The following is a 19,071-nucleotide window of genomic DNA, read 5'->3' on the forward strand; positions in this document are numbered from 1 at the left end:
TGAGATTAAGATTCTTTAACTTTAACAATTTGAGCCATCAGCTCTGCTTCGGTCGCTAATTTTCCATTTACATAAGCATATCCTTGCATATGACAAATACCTCTTCGGATTGGGGTAAGCAATTCCAACTTGAAAATTAAGGTATCTCCTGGCATTACTTGTATTTTGAACTTCACATTGTCAATTTTCATAAAATAAGTTAAGTAATTTTCAGGATCTGGCACAGTACTCAGAATTAAGACCCCTCCAGCTTGAGCCATTGCCTCAATTTGCAATACTCCTGGCATGACAGGAGCTCCAGGGAAATGCCCTACAAAAAAAGGTTCATTCATTGTTACATTTTTCAAACCAACTACGTGCTTATCTGAAAGTTCATAAATTTTATCGACCAATAAAAACGGAGGACGATGTGGTAATAATTTTGATATATCATTGATATTCAGTAAAGGAGGTTGGTTGATATCAATTGTAGGAACATTGTTTCTACGTTCATTTTTGATAATTTTGGACATTTTCTTTGCAAACTGTGTGTTCGTAAAGTGTCCTGGCTTAGTAGCTATAACTTTTCCTCGGATGCGTGTCCCAACCAAAGCTAAATCACCAATAACATCTAATAGTTTGTGACGTGCTGCTTCATTGGAATAGTGCAAGGTTAAATTGTTCAAGATTCCATTTGGAGTCACAGAAATGTCCTCTCTATTAAAAACCTTTTTCAACTTTTCGATGGTCTCTTCTGAAATCTCTTTGTCTACATACACAATGGCATTGTTCAAATCACCACCTTTGATAAGCCCGTGATCAATAAGCATCTCCAATTCGTGCAAGAAACTGAAAGTACGTGCATTAGCGATAGTATCTTTAAATTCAGACAATCGATACAAATAAGCGTTCTGGGTTCCTAAAATTTTTGTACCGAAATCAACCATGGTTGTAACCTGATATTCATCGGCAGGAATTAAGGTTATTTCACTTCCTGTTTCTTCATTTACGTATGAAATAACTTCTTTGACAATATATTCCTGGCGAGGAGCATCTTGAGCTTCAATACCCGCTTTTTCAATGGCTTCCACAAAAAGACGAGACGAGCCGTCCATAATAGGGGGTTCAGAAGCGTTTAGCTCAATGATAACATTATCCAAATCCATCCCTACTAAGGCTGCTAAAACGTGTTCACAGGTTTGAATGCGTACACCTTTTTTCTCTAAAACAGTACCTCTTTCGGTATTGGTTACGTAATTTACATCGGCTTCAATTACAGGATTTCCTTCCAAATCAACACGAACAAACGTAAATCCATTATCAATAGGAGCAGGTTTTAACGTCATTTTTACGTTTTGCCCTGTATGCAATCCAACTCCTTCTAAAAAAACTTCCTTAGATAAAGTATTTTGGTTTACCATACTTTCTTTATGTCTTATTTAATTTTACTTTCTAGTTGTTCTATTTTTTTTAAAATATCGGGGAGTTTTCGGAAAACCACGTACGCTTTATTGTACTCCGCATAGCTCAACGCGGGGGTTCCTTGTAAGGTTTCCTCATCCTTAACATTACGACCAATTCCTGTTTGAGCTTGAATTTTTACGTGATTTCCTATAGTCAAATGCCCAGCAATGCCCACTTGTCCGCCAATCATGCAACTCTCCCCTATCTTGGTTGAACCTGCTACCCCTGTTTGCGCGGCTATGACTGTGTTCTTTCCAATCTCAACATTATGAGCGATTTGCACTAAATTATCTATTTTTACTCCTTTTCCAATAACAGTAGATCCTAAAGTAGCTCTATCAACTGTTGCTCCTGCACCAATATCAACATAGTCTTTAATGATAACATTACCTATCTGTGGTACTTTGTTGTAGAATCCTTCTTGAACAGGGGCAAATCCGAATCCATCAGCACCCAAAACCACTCCGGCGTGTAGAGTGCAATGCTTTCCAATAACTGTTTCTGAGTAGATTTTACAACCAGCAAAAATAGTGGTATTATCATCAATAGTTACATTATCACCAATATAGGTGTTAGGATATATTTTTACATTGTTTCCAATTTGTACATTTTCCCCAATATAAACAAACGCACCTACATAAATATTTTCTCCCAAAGTTGCTGATGATGAAATGAATGAAGGATTTTCAATGCCCACTTTGTTAAGTTTAATTTGGTTGTAATATTCCAATAATTTTGAAAAAGCGGAATAGGCATCTTCTACTTTCACCAGCGTCACTTCAAGTGGACTATCTGGGTAAAATGATTTATTAACTATAGCAATAGATGCTTTGGTAGTATATATGTGGTGTTTGTATTTTGGATTTGCCAAAAAAGTGATACTCCCCTCCTCGCCTTCTTCAATTTTTGCAAGTTTATAAACTTCAACATTCGGATTTCCTTCAACCTCCCCGTTCAGTATATTGGCTATTTGTAAAGCTGTAAATTTCACCTTTATTTATATAATTAATTGACTATCAACTTTATATATAGAAAAAGAACCGAAGAATTAGGATTCTTCCTCTTTAAAACACACGGTTTTCGCAACAAAAGTATAAAAATTATTTAAAAAAACAGCGTTTTAAAGAAACTTATTTACAAGTTTTCTTCCCGAGTGAAAATAAAACTAATAGGCTTTATAGTATGGTTCTAAAAAATTTTCTTCTTTGTTATGAGGCGTAGTCATGTATTCAAAATTACGACTTCTTTTGTTCTAAATGTATATTTTTTTCTGAATATCTATTCAAAAATATTTTTTACTATATATTTTTTCCTTACCTTTGTGTTTAGTTTTTTCCTCAGTGGACAACCGAAAAGATAAATACTAACTTAAAATAATAAAAATAAAAGGATAATATGATGAAGATGGAAAACCAACTTCCGTTGGAATATGTGATGCGAGAGCCTTTGAAAAAAGCAAGACGTTCGCCTGTGATTTTTATGCTACATGGATACGGAAGCAATGAAAAAGATCTATTCTCTTTTGCAGATGAATTGCCTGAAGAATATGCAATCATTTCTATTCGAGCACCTTATGAGCTATCTACGTTTGGCTATGCTTGGTTTTCGCTTTATTTTGATATTGAAAATACCCCACATGCTGATAACGAAGAAGCGATAAAATCACGTGATTTAATAATGCATTTCATTGAAGAGGCATGTAAATTACATAAATTGGATGCGAAAAATGTAACTTTAATCGGATTTAGCCAAGGGAGTATTTTGAGTATGGCTATTGCAATTTCTTATCCCCGAAAAATACGCAATGTTATTGCATTGAGCGGTTATTTGAACATGGATATTCTCAAAGAAAGTTATAAAAAACAAAAGCATTTTCCAATAAATTTCTACGTATCACATGGAACTAGTGATCAGGTAATTCCAATTGATTGGGCGAGAAAAATCCCTGAGTTTTTAAAGAAAATCAAAGCTGATTTTGTGTATGAAGAATTTCCTGTGGGACATGGCGTGGCTCCACAAAATTTCTACTCATTCCGAGAATGGTTGAAAAAGCGAAGTGCTGCTGATAATTAACGGAATTAACTTACAAATAACATATTAAAACAAAAGATGCGAGGTGTTTTTAAATCTAAATACGACATTTTAAAGCAAAAAGCTTACGTAATTATCTACGGAACAAATACCCCTTTGGGGAAGCTTTTTGATATAGTACTGCTCATTCTCATTTTTTTGAGTGTGATCATGGTGATGTTGGAAAGTGTGAAAGATATTGACCATCAAGCACATGGAGTTTTAGTATTTTTGGAATGGGTAATCACCGTTTTTTTTACTTTGGAGTATATTTTACGAATCATTTCCAATAAAAAGCCTTTGCAATATATTTTTAGTTTTTATGGGATTATTGATTTGATTTCGATTCTCCCAATGTACTTGTCGTTTTTTATTCCAGGGTCAAAAGCACTTTCGGTAGTAAGGGCATTACGTTTGTTACGGGTGTTCCGTATTTTGGATCTGGTCAGCTTTACCAATCAGGGAAATGAGTTAAAAATGGCTTTGCGTACTAGTAGGAATAAGATTATTGTGTTTATTTATTTCGTATTAGTAATTTGTGTGTTATTAGGTTCAGTAATGTATGTTATTGAAAGTGAGGAAAGTGGTTTTACAAGTATCCCTAAAAGTATTTATTGGTGTATTGTAACTTTAACTACGGTAGGGTATGGCGACATTGCTCCTACCACCATTCTGGGACAAATGATAGCTTCGTTTGTAATGATTTTGGGGTATGGTGTCATTGCTGTTCCAACAGGGATTGTAACGGCTGAGTTTTCACGTACTAGGACTAAATTCAGAGCTACTATTTCTGAACAGAAAACCGATCAAGTTCAAAAAAAATGCCAATCTTGTGGACACACAAATCATCAGAGACAGGCGAAATTCTGTTGCCAATGTGGAACTTCGTTGAAAAATGCCGATGTTTAAAGAAAAGAAACTTATCACAGTTGTAGGGCCTACAGCCGTTGGAAAAACACGTTTAGCAATTACCTTGGCTAAACATTTTAACACTGAAATCATTTCGTGTGATTCTCGACAATTCTTCAAAGAGATGTCTATCGGGACGGCCGTTCCTAATTCATTTGAGTTGGAACAGGCTCCGCACCATTTCATCCAACATAAGAGTATCCACGAGCCTTATTCTGTAGGTGATTTTGAGCGTGATGCTATTGAACTACTCAATCAATTATTTGAAAAGCAAAATATTGTGATCATGGTTGGTGGCAGTGGCTTGTATGTCAATGCTGTTACACAAGGACTAGACGATTTTCCCGAAGTTTCGTCGACAATTCGTGAGGAACTCAATCAGAATTATGCACAGCAAGGAATTGGCTACTTGCAAGAGCTCCTTAAAAAATTAGACTTTCAGCAATATCAGAAAATGGATATTCAGAATCCACAACGAATGATACGTTCTCTAGAAGTTTGCTTGGCAAGTGGAAAACCATACTCTTCATTTTTGAAACAAACGGAAATAAAACGTAATTTTTCAGTCATCGAAATAGGGTTGACTGCCGACAGAGATATTGTTTATGATCGTATTAACCAACGCGTGGAATTAATGCTTGAACAAGGACTGCTATGTGAAGCTCAGAATTTATATCCGTACAAGCATCTAAACGCTTTGCAAACTGTAGGCTATCGTGAGTTGTTCGATTTTTTTGATCGTAAATGCTCTTTTGATTTTGCAGTTGAAGAGATTAAAAAAAATACCCGTCGATTTGCTAAACGACAATACACATGGTTTCGGAAAAATACAAATGTACAATGGTTTGATTATAAGGTAGATATAAGAGATGTTTTTGAATATTTACTTAACTATTAATTCAACAAATGTATTTTCAAAATTGCTGAAATTTTTAAATTTAAACGTTATTTTACTGTTTTTCAGATAGAAATGTGAAAACTAAAATCGTCAAGTTATTTCATATTTGAGTTTAAATAGAATAAAGAGCCGATGTACAATATGATAGCAAAATTTTTAAAAGAAAAAAATATAGAAATCAGCTTGAAACGCTATGGCATTGATGCTCTTAATGCTATGGCATTAGGGCTTTTTGGATCGTTAATTATTGGTTTAATTCTCAAAAATATAGGAACTTGGACAGGTTTTGATTGGTTAGTTGGTGCAGGAAATCAAGCACAATCAGCAATGGGAGCTGCTATTGGTGTTTGCGTAGCTCATAGGTTATCGGCTTCAATTTTAGTTATTGGAGCTACTGCTGTGGTCGGATTGTCAGCTGCTTCGTTAGGTGGCCCTATGGGATGTTTTGTAGCTGTACTTTTTGCAGTAGAATTCGGAAAATTAGTTGATAAAACAACTAAAATTGATATTATAGTTACGCCCCTCACTACGATATGTATAGGGTTGGGAATATCACAACTTATTGGAGAGCCTATACAGTTGGTAATGAATAAAATAGCAGAGTTCATCACATGGTCAGTAGCTTTACATCCTGTAATAATGGGAGTTATAATTTCGGTGGTTATGGGAGTAATTTTAACCTTACCGATTTCGAGTGCAGCAGTAGCTATTTCTTTATCTCTCAGTGGCTTAGCTGCAGGGGCTGCTACTGTAGGATGTTGTGCTCAAATGGTAGGATTCGCCGTGATGGGCTATAAAGAAAATCGAATGGGTGGATTATTGAGTATAGGATTGGGAACGAGTATGTTACAGATGCCTAATATTATTCGAAATTGGAAAATATGGCTTCCTCCCATCATAACAAGTGCCATTTTAGGCCCTGTTGCTATACTTGTTTTTGGTATGCAAAACGTACCCTCAGGTGCAGGGATGGGTACAAGTGGGTTGGTAGGACAAATTGGCACTTTTGATGCAATGGGAAGTGGTTGGCAAGTAATTTTAGCTGTAGTGTTACTGCATTTCCTATTTCCTGCTTTAATATGTTGGTTATTAAGTGTTTGGTTTCGTAAAAAAGGATGGATCAAAGAGGGAGATTTATTGTTAAGATAGGAAAAAGAGACTTTTGGGTTAATAATAAATATCCAAAAATCTCTCTTTTCTATTAAGAATATTCGTTTTTTTATGCCTGATGCGTTTTCTTAAGTAAATCGTTGACTGTTTTCACAGGGTTAAATGTGATAAGTGGTACTTCAACAAAAATAGTAATCCAATTTGCCATCGAACCATTCCATAATCCAGGGCGTTCAAGGGCTTTTAGTGGTTTCCCCATATAGGTTTTGTTTGTAATAAAAGCTTGTTTGGGGTCCACGAACTGATGTAAGTCGAACTTTTCTCCTTTAAAGTTTTTTGTGCCACAAACCAAATCTACTGGATTAAAATGCGTAGCTTGTTGGAAAATTTCTTTCTGTTGCGGATTATTCAGGTCAACTTGAGCTGATTCAATAATTTGTAAACTTAAATTTCCATCCGAATTTCTAACCCAGAAAGGGCCACCTCCTGGCTCACCTTCGTTTTTTACCATTCCACATACACGAATCGGTCGGTTGAGTTGCTCTTCTATAAATTCTAAAGCGTAATGACGTTTAAATTTATACAGATAATCAGGCACATAGATATTTATTTCCTTTAAGAAATTTAGAATTTTAGTTACTTCTTTCTTCTTAACTTTGTTATTTTCAATACGTTTTAGAATATGAAAGACATCGGATTGCACTTCCCGAAGTTTTCCTGCCAAAGCCTCTTTGTAGAAAACCGTTTCGTCTGTATATTTTTTAACTACCACATTGTCAATATTTTTAATGAAAATAACATCAGCATCTACCTCATTGAGGTTGTCTAGTAATGCTCCATGCCCTGATGGACGGAATAATAGGTTTCCATTTTCATCTCTGAAATATTCATTGCTTTCCGTTACAGAAACCGTGTCTGTACTTGGTTTTTGGTAAGAAAAATTGACATCAAATTTGATATTATAGCGTTCTTCTAAATTGGGTTTGATGTCGCTCAGTTCTTTATTGAAAGCATCGGTATGCTGTTCGGTAATTGTAAAGTGAAGATGAGCTAATTCCTCACCTGAAGCATACATCACAGATTCCCGAAAATGCTCCTCAAAGGCGGTAGCTATTTTTTCAGAATGTTTATGAAAAGGAAGTAATCCTTTTGGAAGATTACCATAGTTCAATCCGTTTTCTCCAAGTAAGGTTGAAACTAAAATATGTTTTTGATTATCTTCGTTTTGGGAATGAAATTCTGGGATATTTTTTGCAATATAATCCATCAGAATGGGATAAAATGCAAATTTTTCCAATCCATTGAAAAAAACTTCCATTTCTTTATCACCTTTTCTTTTGATGTAGGCTTTAAAAGATTCTTTTTCAGGATCAAAATTATCTTTAAATGCAAAAAGTGATTTAAACATTCGTGTAGCAGCTCCTGATGCGGGAACAAATTTTAAAATTGAAATACCTTTTTTCTTTTTTTGGTAAATAGCGGCATATTTAGCGGTTTCTTCCTTCGAAAAAGAGATAATTCCATTACCGATAGTGGCTGCAGATTCTAATTCAATTGGAGGAACACCCTCTTTAAAAAGTGCTATCTGTTTGTGAAGCATCTCCTCTGTAATTCCCTTTTGAGTTAATAGCTGTTGATCTTTTTGGGTAAGTTTGGTCATATTTTTAATTTTTTAATATTATTTTTTGTAAACGAATTATTTTATTTTTCTTTTTTCTGACAGAAGGATAAAAATAACCTCCTACAAAGTTACAAAAAATATTTAAAAATATTCAGAATCTGCTTGATTTTTTTTGAGAATTTACTCTTTGGGCAATGACAAAAAATACGTCAGATTATATATAATTTGTTGTAAATACAACCGTAGTTATAGTACTTCCACGGATTTTACTTTCTAAAGTTGAATTCTTACAATTAGCGATAAAGTGTTAAATTACCTCGATATAGCTCTGTTCCAAACCAATTGAGTCTCAGGATATACCAATAATCTCCTGAAGGCATTTTTTTTCCTTTGTAAGTACCATCCCAAATTTCATTTCTACGCAGAATTTTCAATGTTCGTCCGTGTCGATCAATTATGTCTAACCTAAGTTTAGGATATCCACTTGCATTGCGAACTCCCCAAGTGTCGTTCACTCCATCTCCGTCGGGGGTAAAATAGTTCGGAAGTTCTATGTCTACGAATAAAGCCTCAAATTGCGATTCGAAATAACATCCCAAATCGTCCTCTATTCGTACATTTACTTTTTTTATACTATTCCCGTTAGCATCCGTATATCCAATATCTGTGGATTTGAAATAGTAAATATGTTCATCGGAAGGAACTCCGTTGTAATATATGGTATGATTACCACTACCTCCATTCACATTAAACTCAATTGCCGAAAGTAATTTTGTAGGTTGTACTTGTGTAATATTTAAACTCGTAACTTTTTCAAAATCAATATTTTTAACTATCGAACATCCATCGTAATGTATCGTAATTTGTTGATTTGTTTCATTCGATAGATTTTTTTGGTGGATATATGCTCTGTTTTTTGAAAGCTTATCAAACGTTTGTGTGGCAATGCTTTCCCCAAGGCTGTAACTGAGTTTATTTACGTCTAAATTTGTCGAAACGAAATCTAATATTAAATAAGAAATACTTTCATTATCTTCACAGGCTTGTTCTTGTGAGACAATAAAGTCTAAATTTGCAGCAGCTGTTACTGTAAAACTACGGGTTACGACACACGAAAGAGCATCTGTGACACTCAACAAATAGTTTGCAGGGGCTAAATGATCAAATGTTATGACACCTTCGGTCATGACAGACCTATTTTCAGTGTTTCCTGTGTTTTGATTAGTTAAAATTATCGTGTAAGAGGCTGTTCCTCCTTTAATTTGGAATGAGAACGATGCATCATTCTGCTCAAAGCAGGTTTCATTTGTAACCTTTTCCGATTCCAAATTGAGGTTTACATCCTTTATTATTACATTTGGAACTTCGATTGTACAGTCGGATGCTAATCGTTCTTTTTTACGAATATATATAGTATAATTTCCGTTTTTGGTAATCTCGAATGATGGATTTTCTTGATAATTCGTAGGATTAGTTCCCGATAAGGCTACAGCAAATTCGTAATTATTTGAAATTCCTAATACATTGATTTTTCCTGGATTACAGGAAATATTTTCAGTACTAACTGTAGGATTTATGGGAGAGGTATGCACTCTAAAAAAGTAGGGAGCGGTACATCCGTTTGTGAAAGTTAGGAGTACTTTATAAATACCCTCTTCCTCAATGGCTATGCTTTTTCCAATATGTATTTGTTGCCAATCTGAGTCTGTTGGTGGACAATTTTCAGTAATTTTTAGAGTTTCTCCTGTGTGTTTTTGCCATTCGATACTTGTTACATTCGAAACGGTGTTTAAATCAAAAGTAATGGATGCCGTCGCCCCACAAATAAATACTTGCGGAAAAGATATCTTAGAGGTTTCGCACTTGAAATTAGTAGTGGTATATGGAACAATAGGGTTGTATTCCTGTCGAATAGTAGTATTCATATCATATATTTCCTTACGAGGGAGACATCCCTTTTTAGTTTTAGCGACGGTGTATTGTCCGCCTTGTGCAATGATTAGTTTTTGTGAATTGCTAACCACTTGTCCACTACCATTTGTCCATACATATGAATCGTAACCACTCTCAGCAGTTAGTGTTTTATTTTCACCACAGAATAATTCTGTTTGTTGCATAGGAGTACATCCGCTTATATCAACATAAAAAATAGTTTCTTCAGGCACACCGATATTGCATGGATTTATTTCTGAATAACTTCCTAAATCGTTAATGATTTCGCTATTTTTCATTCCTTTATAAATGGAATAGGCTTTATTAACGACAGTTTCTGAACAAATCGTAGAAAAATCATTACAATCATTGCTCAATTTCACCGCAAAACGTATCTTCTGTTTAGCACTTCCTTCGGTAACTAAAGCGTTAGGAACGGTGAATATGAGTTGAGTTTCTCCGTTAGTTGTTGTGGTTAAAGAATAAGTGACTCCCACAGGAATCTCTACAGGAATGGTCGTATCAAAGGTTACATTTTTGGGCAATATATCCGTAATAGAATAGTCAATAGCATCGTCATTCCCTACATTTTGAAACTCCAATCCATAGTAAACGGTTGTTCCTAAGGGAATTATTTGTTTGTTTAGCACATTTTGGGAAACGTCTTCCACGGTTTTAAGCAAATTCATCTTCGGTTCGATAACTTCTACCTCGAAAGCACTGAAAAATACGTCAAATTTATCTCCTGTGGTCGAAGCCTTGAAATTTGCGGAAGTTTGGTTGTTACCAATCACCGAATTATTTGAATTTTCAATAGAAAAAAGGTCAATATCCCAACCCAAACTATTAGTTGAAGCAGGGCGACGGTCGTTCATATAACTATTTTCATAGCTTATTGAACTATTAAAAAAATTATTTGTAGGATTAACATCATTGGACAATCCCATGTAAGAGCCATTTGGTCGTAAAATTGAGAGTCTATCACCCTTGATCTGTTTATCGCCTTCCAAAGCAGCTATTCCAAAACGAGCTTTTACGGGTAACGGAGCAGGTAAGGTTTTAAATCCAGAAAAGGTGAAGGTCATCTCCATAGGTATGTTGTTGTTGGTTTCTATACTTGCGTATCCATCAAAAGTTGAGATATTTTTAGTAGTTTGTGAAGGATCTTCGTAGATGATTACCAAAAGCCATCCTGCCGAAGTACCTCCAAATTTTTCTGTCAGCAAAGTTTCCGTAGCTCTGACGTTCGCTACTACGTACTCCCCTATCGGATTTTCATCTGTTAAAATGTGAGTAATGTCTTTGTAGCATACATAAGGATTGTAGGCGATGGTTTGTGTAGCCGTAAAACTGTCGTAGATATAAGTATCAGCCTCTAAATCAATGTATGTTTCTTTTGAAGGAATTTTGATTTTTATGTTATTTTTTGTGCTATCTTTCGTATCATACATTCCTCCCCAGTAAAGTCCCGCGTATTTCACCTTAGAGCAAGTGCTGGACAAATTCAAAGAAGCGGCACTCGAACTGAAAGTTGTAGCATCGTTATCCACATCAATATATGACATTCGTAATCTATCATTAGTTTCATCTCCATGATACGCCATATTTGAAGGTTGATTATTAACCACATTATTCCCTATCATGCGAAGCCCTCCTCTTAAGTTTTCTTGTTTACGCAACTTAAAAGGAATTATTTCTTGAGCAAAAATCGCTGAATTTATTGTTAATAATAACAGTAGTATGCCTCTCTTAATTGTCATTTTGTTATTTTACTCTGTATTAAATGTTTTGAAGTTAAGTACAAAGGTATAAAAAATATTAAATTATCTAAATATAAAGTTAGATGTTTTACATAAACTAAAAAACACCCTCACGAAAAAAGTGAAAGGTGTTTCCAAGAGTAATTTAAACAATATTTTTTTAGTACGCGAACAATGGTCTTTCTTCCATAAAATCATAAACGCGTTCGGCGATAGCTTCCAAAGCCTCATCGTTAGTGTGATTTGTAATTGCTTCATCAATGAAACCAGCGATTGTTTCCATATCGGCTTCTTTCAATCCACGAGTGGTGATTGCTGCTACTCCCACACGAATACCACTGGTAACAAAAGGAGAACGTGTATCAAAAGGCACCATATTTTTATTCACTGTGATGTCGGCTTTTCCAAGAGCCTCTTCCGCTTCCTTACCACTGATGTTTTTATTTCTTAAATCTATGAGCATCATGTGGTTATCAGTTCCCTTAGAGATAATATCATACCCTTTTTCAATCAAAAGAGAAGCTAATTTTTTCGCGTTTTTCTGAACTTGGATAGCATAATGTAGAAATTCATCGCTCAATGCTTCGCCAAAAGCAACCGCCTTAGCAGCGATTATATGTTCCAGTGGTCCTCCTTGATTTCCAGGGAAAACAGCGCTATCAATCAACGATGACATCATTCTTATCTCTCCTTTTGGAGTTTTCAATCCGAACGGATTCTCAAAATCTTTTCCCATTAGGATAAGTCCCCCACGAGGCCCACGCAAGGTCTTATGTGTAGTTGTTGTTACAATATGGCAGTGTGGTATCGGGTCGTTTAGTAATCCTTTGGCAATCAATCCTGCAGGATGTGAAATATCTGCAAAGAGAATAGCACCTACTTTATCGGCGATTTCACGAAATTTTTTGAAATCAATGTCTCGAGAGTAGGCGGATGCACCAGCAATGATGAGTCGTGGACGCTCTTTTTCTGCAATTTCAAGAATTTTGTCATAGTTTAGAAGCCCCGTTTCTTTTTCCACTCCATAGAACACAGGTGTGTACAATTTTCCTGAAAAGTTCACGGGTGATCCGTGTGTTAGATGTCCGCCATGTGAAAGGTCGAATCCTAAAATTTTATCTCCTGGTTTTAAGCAAGCTGCATATACCGCAGTATTAGCTTGTGAACCACTATGTGGTTGAACATTAGCATATTCAGCTCCGAAAAGAGTCTTTGCACGATCAATGGCTATTTGCTCAATTTCATCAACCACCTCACAACCACCGTAGTATCTACGTCCTGGGTAGCCTTCTGCATATTTATTCGTCAAAATGGATCCAGCAGCTTCTAATACTTGATCACTGACAAAATTTTCAGAGGCAATTAGCTCAATCCCATGGATTTGTCTTGCTTCCTCATCATCAATAAGGTCAAAAATTTCGTTATCACGTTGCATATTTCCTGTTGTTTTTAATTTTTCCCCAAATGTACATATTTTAAAAATATAAAGGAATCATCTGCTCAAAAAAGTTTTTAACATATGTATCTATCTGTTTGATTTATAAATAAATATAATGTTAATATCTATACCTTAAAAAATATTTTGAAAGAAAATTTTTATATCTATTTATAAAATAATACCTTTGTTAGCTGTTTTTAAATGCGTTATAAAGCCCATACAGATTATTTTCATCCCCTAAATGAAGGAAGTATAGGACGAAAAATTTGCTTACTTTACCCAATATTTAAAACAAATCGGCTTGTAACTGCATTTTCACATGTGTGTGCTAATAAGAACTAAAATTAAACTTAAATTAATTATCTGAATGATACAATCAATGACGGGCTTCGGCAAAAGTACCATTTCTCTTGCTGATAAACATATCAACATAGAAATTAAATCACTCAATAGCAAGAGTATAGATATCAGTACTCGCATTCCATTAGCTTATCGTGAGAAGGAGTTGGAGTTTCGTAAAATAATCGCCGAGCAACTGCAACGAGGCAAAGTTGATTTTAACATCTCTATGGAAAATACCAGTATGCAAACCTCAGTGAAAATCAATGAAAATGCAGTGAAAGCGTACATGGAACAGATGAAAAGTATCGTAGATGGCGATCCTGTGGAATTATTGAAAATGGCGGTTCGTATGCCTGATGCTTTACAAACGACTTCTGAGAGTATTTCGGAAGATGATTTTCAATTGATTGTCAATTTATTACATACAGCGATAGATGACTTACAGAAATTCAGAATAGAGGAAGGTAAAGTTTTAGAAGCGGATTTTATATTGCGAATCCATAATATTCAATCACTACTTCAAGAGGTGGAGAAGTTAGATCCTGAGCGGTTAATTTTAGTGCGTGAACGGTTAGAAAAAGCGGTGGCTGAAGTCCAAAATGTAGACGAAAATCGATTTGAACAGGAATTAATTTTTTATTTAGAAAAATTCGATATTACTGAAGAAAAAATACGTCTTAAAAACCACTTGGATTATTTTATAGAAACGCTAAACTCTTCTGAATCAAATGGACGAAAATTGAGTTTTATAGCACAAGAAATTGGTCGAGAAATCAACACTTTGGGATCGAAGGCTAATTTTTCTCCAATGCAACAAATAGTGGTGCAGATGAAAGATGAATTGGAAAAAATCAAAGAACAAGTATTAAACGTATTATAGTATTGGTAATGAATAAATTAATTATATTTTCAGCACCTTCCGGAAGTGGAAAAAGTACCATTGTTCGTCATTTATTGGGGAAGGAATCTCTCAACTTAGCTTTCTCAATATCAGCTACTTCAAGAGCTCCACGAGGAGAAGAACAACATGGTAAAGAATATTACTTCCTTTCGGTGGAAGAGTTCAGAAAACGCATTGAGAATAATGATTTTCTAGAATGGGAGGAGGTTTATGCAGGGAATTTTTATGGTACTCTAAAATCAGAAGTAGAACGATTGTGGGGGTTAGGCAAAACAGTTGTTTTTGATATTGATGTTGTTGGAGGATTGCGAATCAAAGAGCAGTTTCCGGAGCAAAGTTTAGCTATTTTTGTGAAACCGCCGAGTATTAAAGAACTGGAAAAACGTCTTCGAGCAAGACAAACAGAAACTGAAGAAAAGATTAAAATGCGATTAGGTAAGGCAGCTATTGAATTGGAAGCTGCTCCAAAATTTGATGTAATTATTGAGAATGACATATTAGAGAAAGCCCTACAAGATACTGAAAATGTGATTGTTAATTTCATAAATAAGCAATGATTGAGTTTTTGAGTTAAAAACTCAATCATTAAACGAATGCATTTCCTTTTACAAAGCCTTTTTTGTTAGATTATATGTGCGTTTAAAAACAAAAATATTGTTATTCTACATATATGCGTTTAATGCGTCGCGAAAGAGAGGTAATCAGTTCGTACGAAATCGTCTGTGCATTTTCTGCCAATATTTCGGCAGTATATTTTTCATCAAAGACAGTAACTTCTTCGCCTTCCTGACAGTCGATATCAGTGACATCAACCATTAGCATATCCATACAAACATTCCCCAAAATAGGAGCTTTTTTGCCCTTGATGTACACAAAACCAATCCCTTTTCCATAGATTCGATTCAATCCATCGGCGTGTCCTACGGCAATAGTTGCTGAACGTGTGACTTTATCTGCTTGAAAACCAAAATTATAACCAACATATCCTCCCACAGGAATTTCATTGATTTGTGAGATAAAACTCTTTAGAATGGTTATCGGACGAAAATCGGACTGATATTCACTATCATTAGCAAAACCATACATTCCAATACCACTTCGAACCATATCAAAATGAGCATGTGGATAATTTAATATTCCGGAAGTATTACAAGTGTGGAAAAGTATTTTATGAGAGAAGTGTTTTTTTATAACATTTTGAAATTCAATAAATAAACTTATTTGCTTTTCCATAAATTCAGAAGCATTTTTATCTTCCGAAGCGAATAAATGAGAAAATGCTGTCTTTACGAAAATTGTCTTTTGCCTACCCAAAATTTGACATACATCCGTTATTTGATCCAACAAAAAGCCCAAACGATTCATGCCAGAATTACATTTCAAATGTACGGGATATGCTGTTTTTCCTTTATTTTCAACAAACTCAATAAAATGAGATAAAATTCGTTTTGAGTACAGCGTAGGTTCTAATTCATACTTTATAATTTCCTCAAAATCTGATATTTGAGGATGAAGCACCAAAATAGGTTTTCTTATTCCTGCTTCACGTAATTCTACACCTTCGCTAACACAAGCAACTGCAAAGTAATCAACTAAATTTTTCTTTTGTAAAAAGGAAGCAATTTCACAGTGATTATTTCCATAAGAAAACGCTTTAACAACAGCCATAAACAAAGTGTTTTCATTCAGTTTACTTCTTAGAAAACGAACATTATGCTCCAAATTATCTAATCGAATTATCAGATGAGTCGAACCTATTTGAGATGTGTTATATGTCATTTTTATGTATTTACTGCAAAAGAAATACATTTCCATTTTTTGTGCAAATACTTTATTATTTAATTTCTTATGTTTTTTTTAAAGTATTGAATGATAATTATTTAATTCTATTTTCAAAGTGTACTTATCAAGAGTTTGCTTTGTTTTTTAAAATAACATAAGAATTACAAAGGGTTAAAGTTTTATTAAAAAGAAGTACATCACTTTTTTGTGATATAAATTTGACTACTTTTGCACGTGAAAAATATACTATTTTAATAACAAAAAATCAAAAGATTATGGGATTTTTAAAAGAATTTAAAGAATTTGCTGTAAAGGGCAATGTAGTTGATTTAGCAGTCGGTGTTATTATCGGGGGTGCTTTCGGAGCTATTGTAACTTCATTGGTATCTGATGTTATTACTCCTCTGTTATTGACTCCTGCACTAGAAGCCACTGGAGCTAAAAACTTGGAGGGATTAGTATGGAACGGGGTTGCCTATGGTAAGTTCTTAGCAGCTGTGATTAACTTTTTGTGTATTGCTTTTGTTTTGTTTATGTTGATCAAAGGTATTAACAAAATGAAAAAAGAAAAAACAGTTGAACCTGAAGCTCCTGCTACACCAGCTGGTCCAACACAAGAGGAATTACTTGCTGAAATCAGAGATTTATTAAAAAAATAAAAAAGTCTGTATAGCATCTTCGTGCTATGGTGTATTTCAATTAATAGATTTTAAAAATTAGTATAAAACTGCTTGAATATAATATTTTTCAAGCAGTTTTTTTATGTAGATAGCCCTACTTGTGATATACTGTAAGTGTCAAGGAGCTGTCCGAAAATATGGTACTTTTTTGTATATTTGCAAAAATAAAATGAAATGAATAACTTTCATGCGACCTCCTTCAAACAATGGAAGCAACAGGTTCAGTTTGAGTTAGAAGGAGCTGACTACAATAAAACTTTAGTGTTTAAAACGCTTCAAGAGGTGGATATATTACCTATCTACACTTCTGAAAATAATCACCTTTATTATGACATAAATGATAAAAAGACTGAAATTATGATTCCAGTGGAATGTTTTAGTGTCATTCCTGTAGTTAAAAAAATTAATTTCTTTAAAAAACATCATTTTTCAAATTTCTTTTTATCAATACATCCTCATATCGACATAGCTGATTTACTAAACACTTTACCCAAAGAGAATAGGTATTTCATTAATAATAAGCATATTACAGATGAAGTCATCAATAAACTGAAAAAATGCATTGAGGAATGTAAATTGGATATAGTCGTCTGTAACGACTACATTCATCGCTATATAGAAAAAGGCATGTGGTTTAGAAGTCAATATGATGATTTTGAGTGCTTTGCAAAAACATTCAATATTAAAAAGCCTGTTTTATTCGTGGATACAACACTCTACCAAAATGCAGGAGCTTCCATAATACAACAGATTGCTTATGGATTTTCTCATGCTTTGGAATACAGCAAACATATAGAAAAAACACTGAACATCAATAGATTAACAATCTACTTTAAAATAGCTGTTGGAAGTCATTTTCTGTTAGAAATAGCTAAATTGAGGGCTTTTCATCAAATCGCGATGAGTATTTTTGATGTATTTCCGTTTAAAATAGAGTGTATGTTTATGGTAGAGCCATCTGATAGGGAACTTTCTTTATCAACTTCGAATTACAATGAACAATACATTAAAATGGCACACGAAAGTGCTATTTTGGGAGGAGCTGATTTTTTATTTCCGAAATATCCTATCATATACCATAAAAAAAAGGAATATCAGCAAGAGTTTAAAAGTATCATGACGGCTTCTGATTCTTTAGGAAATAAAGCTTCTATCATAAATAAAAGTGACTGTTTTCAATCTTTATCGTATCAATTTGCTAAAAAATCATTATTATTATTACAAAATATTGAAAAAAATGGAGGATTATTGGAAGTATTCAAAAATGGTAGCTTACAAAAAAGTATTCGCGAAAAAGCCTTAGAAGAACAAGAGCAATTTGATGCTTTAGTTATCTCAAATAATATTGATTTTAAAGATATTGCTCAAAAAGAGCTATGGGAAACATATCCTTTTTTAAAACGAAACAATACCAAAACTTCTGTTGAACCATTAATACCCAAACGTTTATGGGAACATCTAGAAAAGAAACACCTAAGCAAGTAGCCACCAGATTTGATACTATTTCACTAAAAGGCTACTCCCCCACTCTCTCAAAGACAGAAATTATGCCAGGTTTCCCTCCGTACGTGCGAGGGTATCGTACTATGGGCAATATTGAGCAAAATCCTGTATACGAACCAATTATGTTCTGGGGTAGTTATGAAATTGATGAAATATTTAAACAAGAAATCATGTTTTTGTTTTATGATATTTCCGAATTAATCAAAGCTACTGATGTGAAAAAGAAATCACTTTTTATCTATAAAAAGTCTGATTTTGAATCTATTATGTCTCATCAGAAAGATATACAATACCTCTATGTGGTTTGCATAGGAAAGAATTATGAATTAAATAATTTGAATTTTTTAAACAATTTAGATAAAGAATTACTTGATAAAGTACGTTTTTTCTTCAATTTTAGTCAAACAAGTATGAAAGTAATTGAGAAAATAAGACAAATACGAGCTTTAAGTCATCTTTTCGTTAGTGAAAATAATTTAAACTTTTGTTTACCTATAGTTTGTTATGTAAACAGTGTAACAGAGCAAATCTATTCCTTATCTGCTCACTGTGATTATATTATTTATAACGCAAAAAATAATCAATTTAACACGAGTTACAATACGTTTCTGATTGAAAACTCAATGATTTCAAAAACAATAGACCCTTTTTGGAACAATGATGAGTCGATTCAATTTTGAGA

At 34.1% G+C, this 19,071-nt stretch carries 15 protein-coding genes; 9 read left to right on the forward strand and 6 right to left on the reverse strand.

Annotated features, from left to right (window positions below):
• Positions 1 to 5: 5 nt before the first annotated feature.
• Positions 6 to 1,400, reverse strand: a complete 1,395-nt coding sequence (locus ACF3OB_RS00120; protein WP_119652394.1) for a bifunctional UDP-3-O-[3-hydroxymyristoyl] N-acetylglucosamine deacetylase/3-hydroxyacyl-ACP dehydratase — start codon at positions 1,398 to 1,400, stop codon at positions 6 to 8.
• Positions 1,401 to 1,414: 14 nt separating this feature from the next.
• Entirely contained in the window at positions 1,415 to 2,434 is a 1,020-nt protein-coding gene (lpxD, locus tag ACF3OB_RS00125; protein ID WP_095911624.1) for a UDP-3-O-(3-hydroxymyristoyl)glucosamine N-acyltransferase, read from the reverse strand.
• Positions 2,435 to 2,841: 407 nt separating this feature from the next.
• Between lpxD and ACF3OB_RS00130 the strand changes: the two genes are divergently transcribed.
• From ACF3OB_RS00130 to ACF3OB_RS00145, 4 genes are all read left to right on the forward strand, one after another.
• Entirely contained in the window at positions 2,842 to 3,516 is a 675-nt protein-coding gene (locus ACF3OB_RS00130; RefSeq protein WP_042006644.1) for an alpha/beta hydrolase, read from the forward strand.
• A 36-nt stretch (positions 3,517 to 3,552) separates the two neighbouring features.
• Entirely contained in the window at positions 3,553 to 4,422 is an 870-nt protein-coding gene (locus ACF3OB_RS00135; RefSeq protein WP_042006594.1) for an ion transporter, read from the forward strand.
• Positions 4,415 to 5,320, forward strand: coding sequence for a tRNA (adenosine(37)-N6)-dimethylallyltransferase MiaA (gene miaA, locus ACF3OB_RS00140; protein ID WP_392448789.1), 906 nt, complete (start codon positions 4,415 to 4,417; stop codon positions 5,318 to 5,320). Before ACF3OB_RS00135 ends, miaA begins: the two co-directional genes overlap by 8 nt.
• 141 nt (positions 5,321 to 5,461) lie before the next feature.
• A complete protein-coding gene (locus ACF3OB_RS00145; protein ID WP_206675634.1) occupies positions 5,462 to 6,469 on the forward strand; it encodes a PTS transporter subunit IIC in 1,008 nt (335 codons plus the stop codon).
• Positions 6,470 to 6,539: 70 nt separating this feature from the next.
• Here ACF3OB_RS00145 and ACF3OB_RS00150 read toward each other — a convergent pair whose 3' ends face one another.
• From ACF3OB_RS00150 to glyA, 3 genes are all read right to left on the reverse strand, one after another.
• A complete protein-coding gene (locus ACF3OB_RS00150) occupies positions 6,540 to 8,090 on the reverse strand; it encodes a DUF4301 family protein (protein ID WP_042006601.1) in 1,551 nt (516 codons plus the stop codon).
• A 254-nt stretch (positions 8,091 to 8,344) separates the two neighbouring features.
• A complete protein-coding gene (locus ACF3OB_RS00155; RefSeq protein WP_392447810.1) occupies positions 8,345 to 11,743 on the reverse strand; it encodes a T9SS type B sorting domain-containing protein in 3,399 nt (1,132 codons plus the stop codon).
• Between the two features lie 160 nt (positions 11,744 to 11,903).
• The gene (gene glyA, locus ACF3OB_RS00160; protein ID WP_095893132.1) at positions 11,904 to 13,178 is read right to left on the reverse strand and encodes a serine hydroxymethyltransferase; all 1,275 of its coding nucleotides are present in this window, start codon (positions 13,176 to 13,178) and stop codon (positions 11,904 to 11,906) included.
• A gap of 370 nt (positions 13,179 to 13,548) precedes the next feature.
• Between glyA and ACF3OB_RS00165 the strand changes: the two genes are divergently transcribed.
• A complete protein-coding gene (locus tag ACF3OB_RS00165) occupies positions 13,549 to 14,403 on the forward strand; it encodes a YicC/YloC family endoribonuclease (RefSeq protein ID WP_172914341.1) in 855 nt (284 codons plus the stop codon).
• 8 nt (positions 14,404 to 14,411) lie between these two features.
• The gene (gmk, locus tag ACF3OB_RS00170; RefSeq protein ID WP_042006607.1) at positions 14,412 to 14,981 is read left to right on the forward strand and encodes a guanylate kinase; all 570 of its coding nucleotides are present in this window, start codon (positions 14,412 to 14,414) and stop codon (positions 14,979 to 14,981) included.
• A 100-nt stretch (positions 14,982 to 15,081) separates the two neighbouring features.
• Here gmk and alr read toward each other — a convergent pair whose 3' ends face one another.
• Entirely contained in the window at positions 15,082 to 16,203 is a 1,122-nt protein-coding gene (alr, locus tag ACF3OB_RS00175) for an alanine racemase (protein WP_042345232.1), read from the reverse strand.
• A 278-nt stretch (positions 16,204 to 16,481) separates the two neighbouring features.
• On the opposite strand from alr, the gene mscL reads away from it, so the two are divergent.
• The 3 genes from mscL (at position 16,482) to ACF3OB_RS00190 (ending at position 19,069) form a co-directional block, all read left to right on the forward strand.
• On the forward strand, positions 16,482 to 16,865 hold the full coding sequence (gene mscL, locus ACF3OB_RS00180) for a large conductance mechanosensitive channel protein MscL (protein WP_392447813.1): 384 nt from the start codon (positions 16,482 to 16,484) through the stop codon (positions 16,863 to 16,865).
• A gap of 195 nt (positions 16,866 to 17,060) precedes the next feature.
• A complete protein-coding gene (locus tag ACF3OB_RS00185) occupies positions 17,061 to 18,371 on the forward strand; it encodes a methylmalonyl-CoA mutase family protein (RefSeq protein WP_172919048.1) in 1,311 nt (436 codons plus the stop codon).
• On the forward strand, positions 18,335 to 19,069 hold the full coding sequence (locus tag ACF3OB_RS00190) for a hypothetical protein (RefSeq protein ID WP_392447816.1): 735 nt from the start codon (positions 18,335 to 18,337) through the stop codon (positions 19,067 to 19,069). The genes ACF3OB_RS00185 and ACF3OB_RS00190 overlap by 37 nt, the downstream gene beginning before the upstream one ends.
• Positions 19,070 to 19,071: the final 2 nt, after the last annotated feature.

This window comes from Capnocytophaga canis (assembly GCF_043187445.1).
GTDB lineage: Bacteria > Bacteroidota > Bacteroidia > Flavobacteriales > Flavobacteriaceae > Capnocytophaga > Capnocytophaga canis.

Excerpts from the sequence above, each read along its gene's own strand:
- ACF3OB_RS00120 (WP_119652394.1), bottom strand. The coding sequence starts at position 1,400 with ATGGTAAACCAAAATACTTTATCTAAGGAAGTTTTTTTAGAAGGAGTT.
- ACF3OB_RS00130 (WP_042006644.1), top strand. The coding sequence starts at position 2,842 with ATGAAGATGGAAAACCAACTTCCGTTGGAATATGTGATGCGAGAGCCT.
- ACF3OB_RS00135 (WP_042006594.1), top strand. The coding sequence starts at position 3,553 with ATGCGAGGTGTTTTTAAATCTAAATACGACATTTTAAAGCAAAAAGCT.
- miaA (WP_392448789.1), top strand. The coding sequence starts at position 4,415 with ATGTTTAAAGAAAAGAAACTTATCACAGTTGTAGGGCCTACAGCCGTT.
- ACF3OB_RS00145 (WP_206675634.1), top strand. The coding sequence starts at position 5,462 with ATGATAGCAAAATTTTTAAAAGAAAAAAATATAGAAATCAGCTTGAAA.
- ACF3OB_RS00150 (WP_042006601.1), bottom strand. The coding sequence starts at position 8,090 with ATGACCAAACTTACCCAAAAAGATCAACAGCTATTAACTCAAAAGGGA.
- ACF3OB_RS00155 (WP_392447810.1), bottom strand. The coding sequence starts at position 11,743 with ATGACAATTAAGAGAGGCATACTACTGTTATTATTAACAATAAATTCA.
- glyA (WP_095893132.1), bottom strand. The coding sequence starts at position 13,178 with ATGCAACGTGATAACGAAATTTTTGACCTTATTGATGATGAGGAAGCA.
- ACF3OB_RS00165 (WP_172914341.1), top strand. The coding sequence starts at position 13,549 with ATGATACAATCAATGACGGGCTTCGGCAAAAGTACCATTTCTCTTGCT.
- gmk (WP_042006607.1), top strand. The coding sequence starts at position 14,412 with ATGAATAAATTAATTATATTTTCAGCACCTTCCGGAAGTGGAAAAAGT.
- alr (WP_042345232.1), bottom strand. The coding sequence starts at position 16,203 with ATGACATATAACACATCTCAAATAGGTTCGACTCATCTGATAATTCGA.
- mscL (WP_392447813.1), top strand. The coding sequence starts at position 16,482 with ATGGGATTTTTAAAAGAATTTAAAGAATTTGCTGTAAAGGGCAATGTA.
- ACF3OB_RS00185 (WP_172919048.1), top strand. The coding sequence starts at position 17,061 with ATGAATAACTTTCATGCGACCTCCTTCAAACAATGGAAGCAACAGGTT.
- ACF3OB_RS00190 (WP_392447816.1), top strand. The coding sequence starts at position 18,335 with ATGGGAACATCTAGAAAAGAAACACCTAAGCAAGTAGCCACCAGATTT.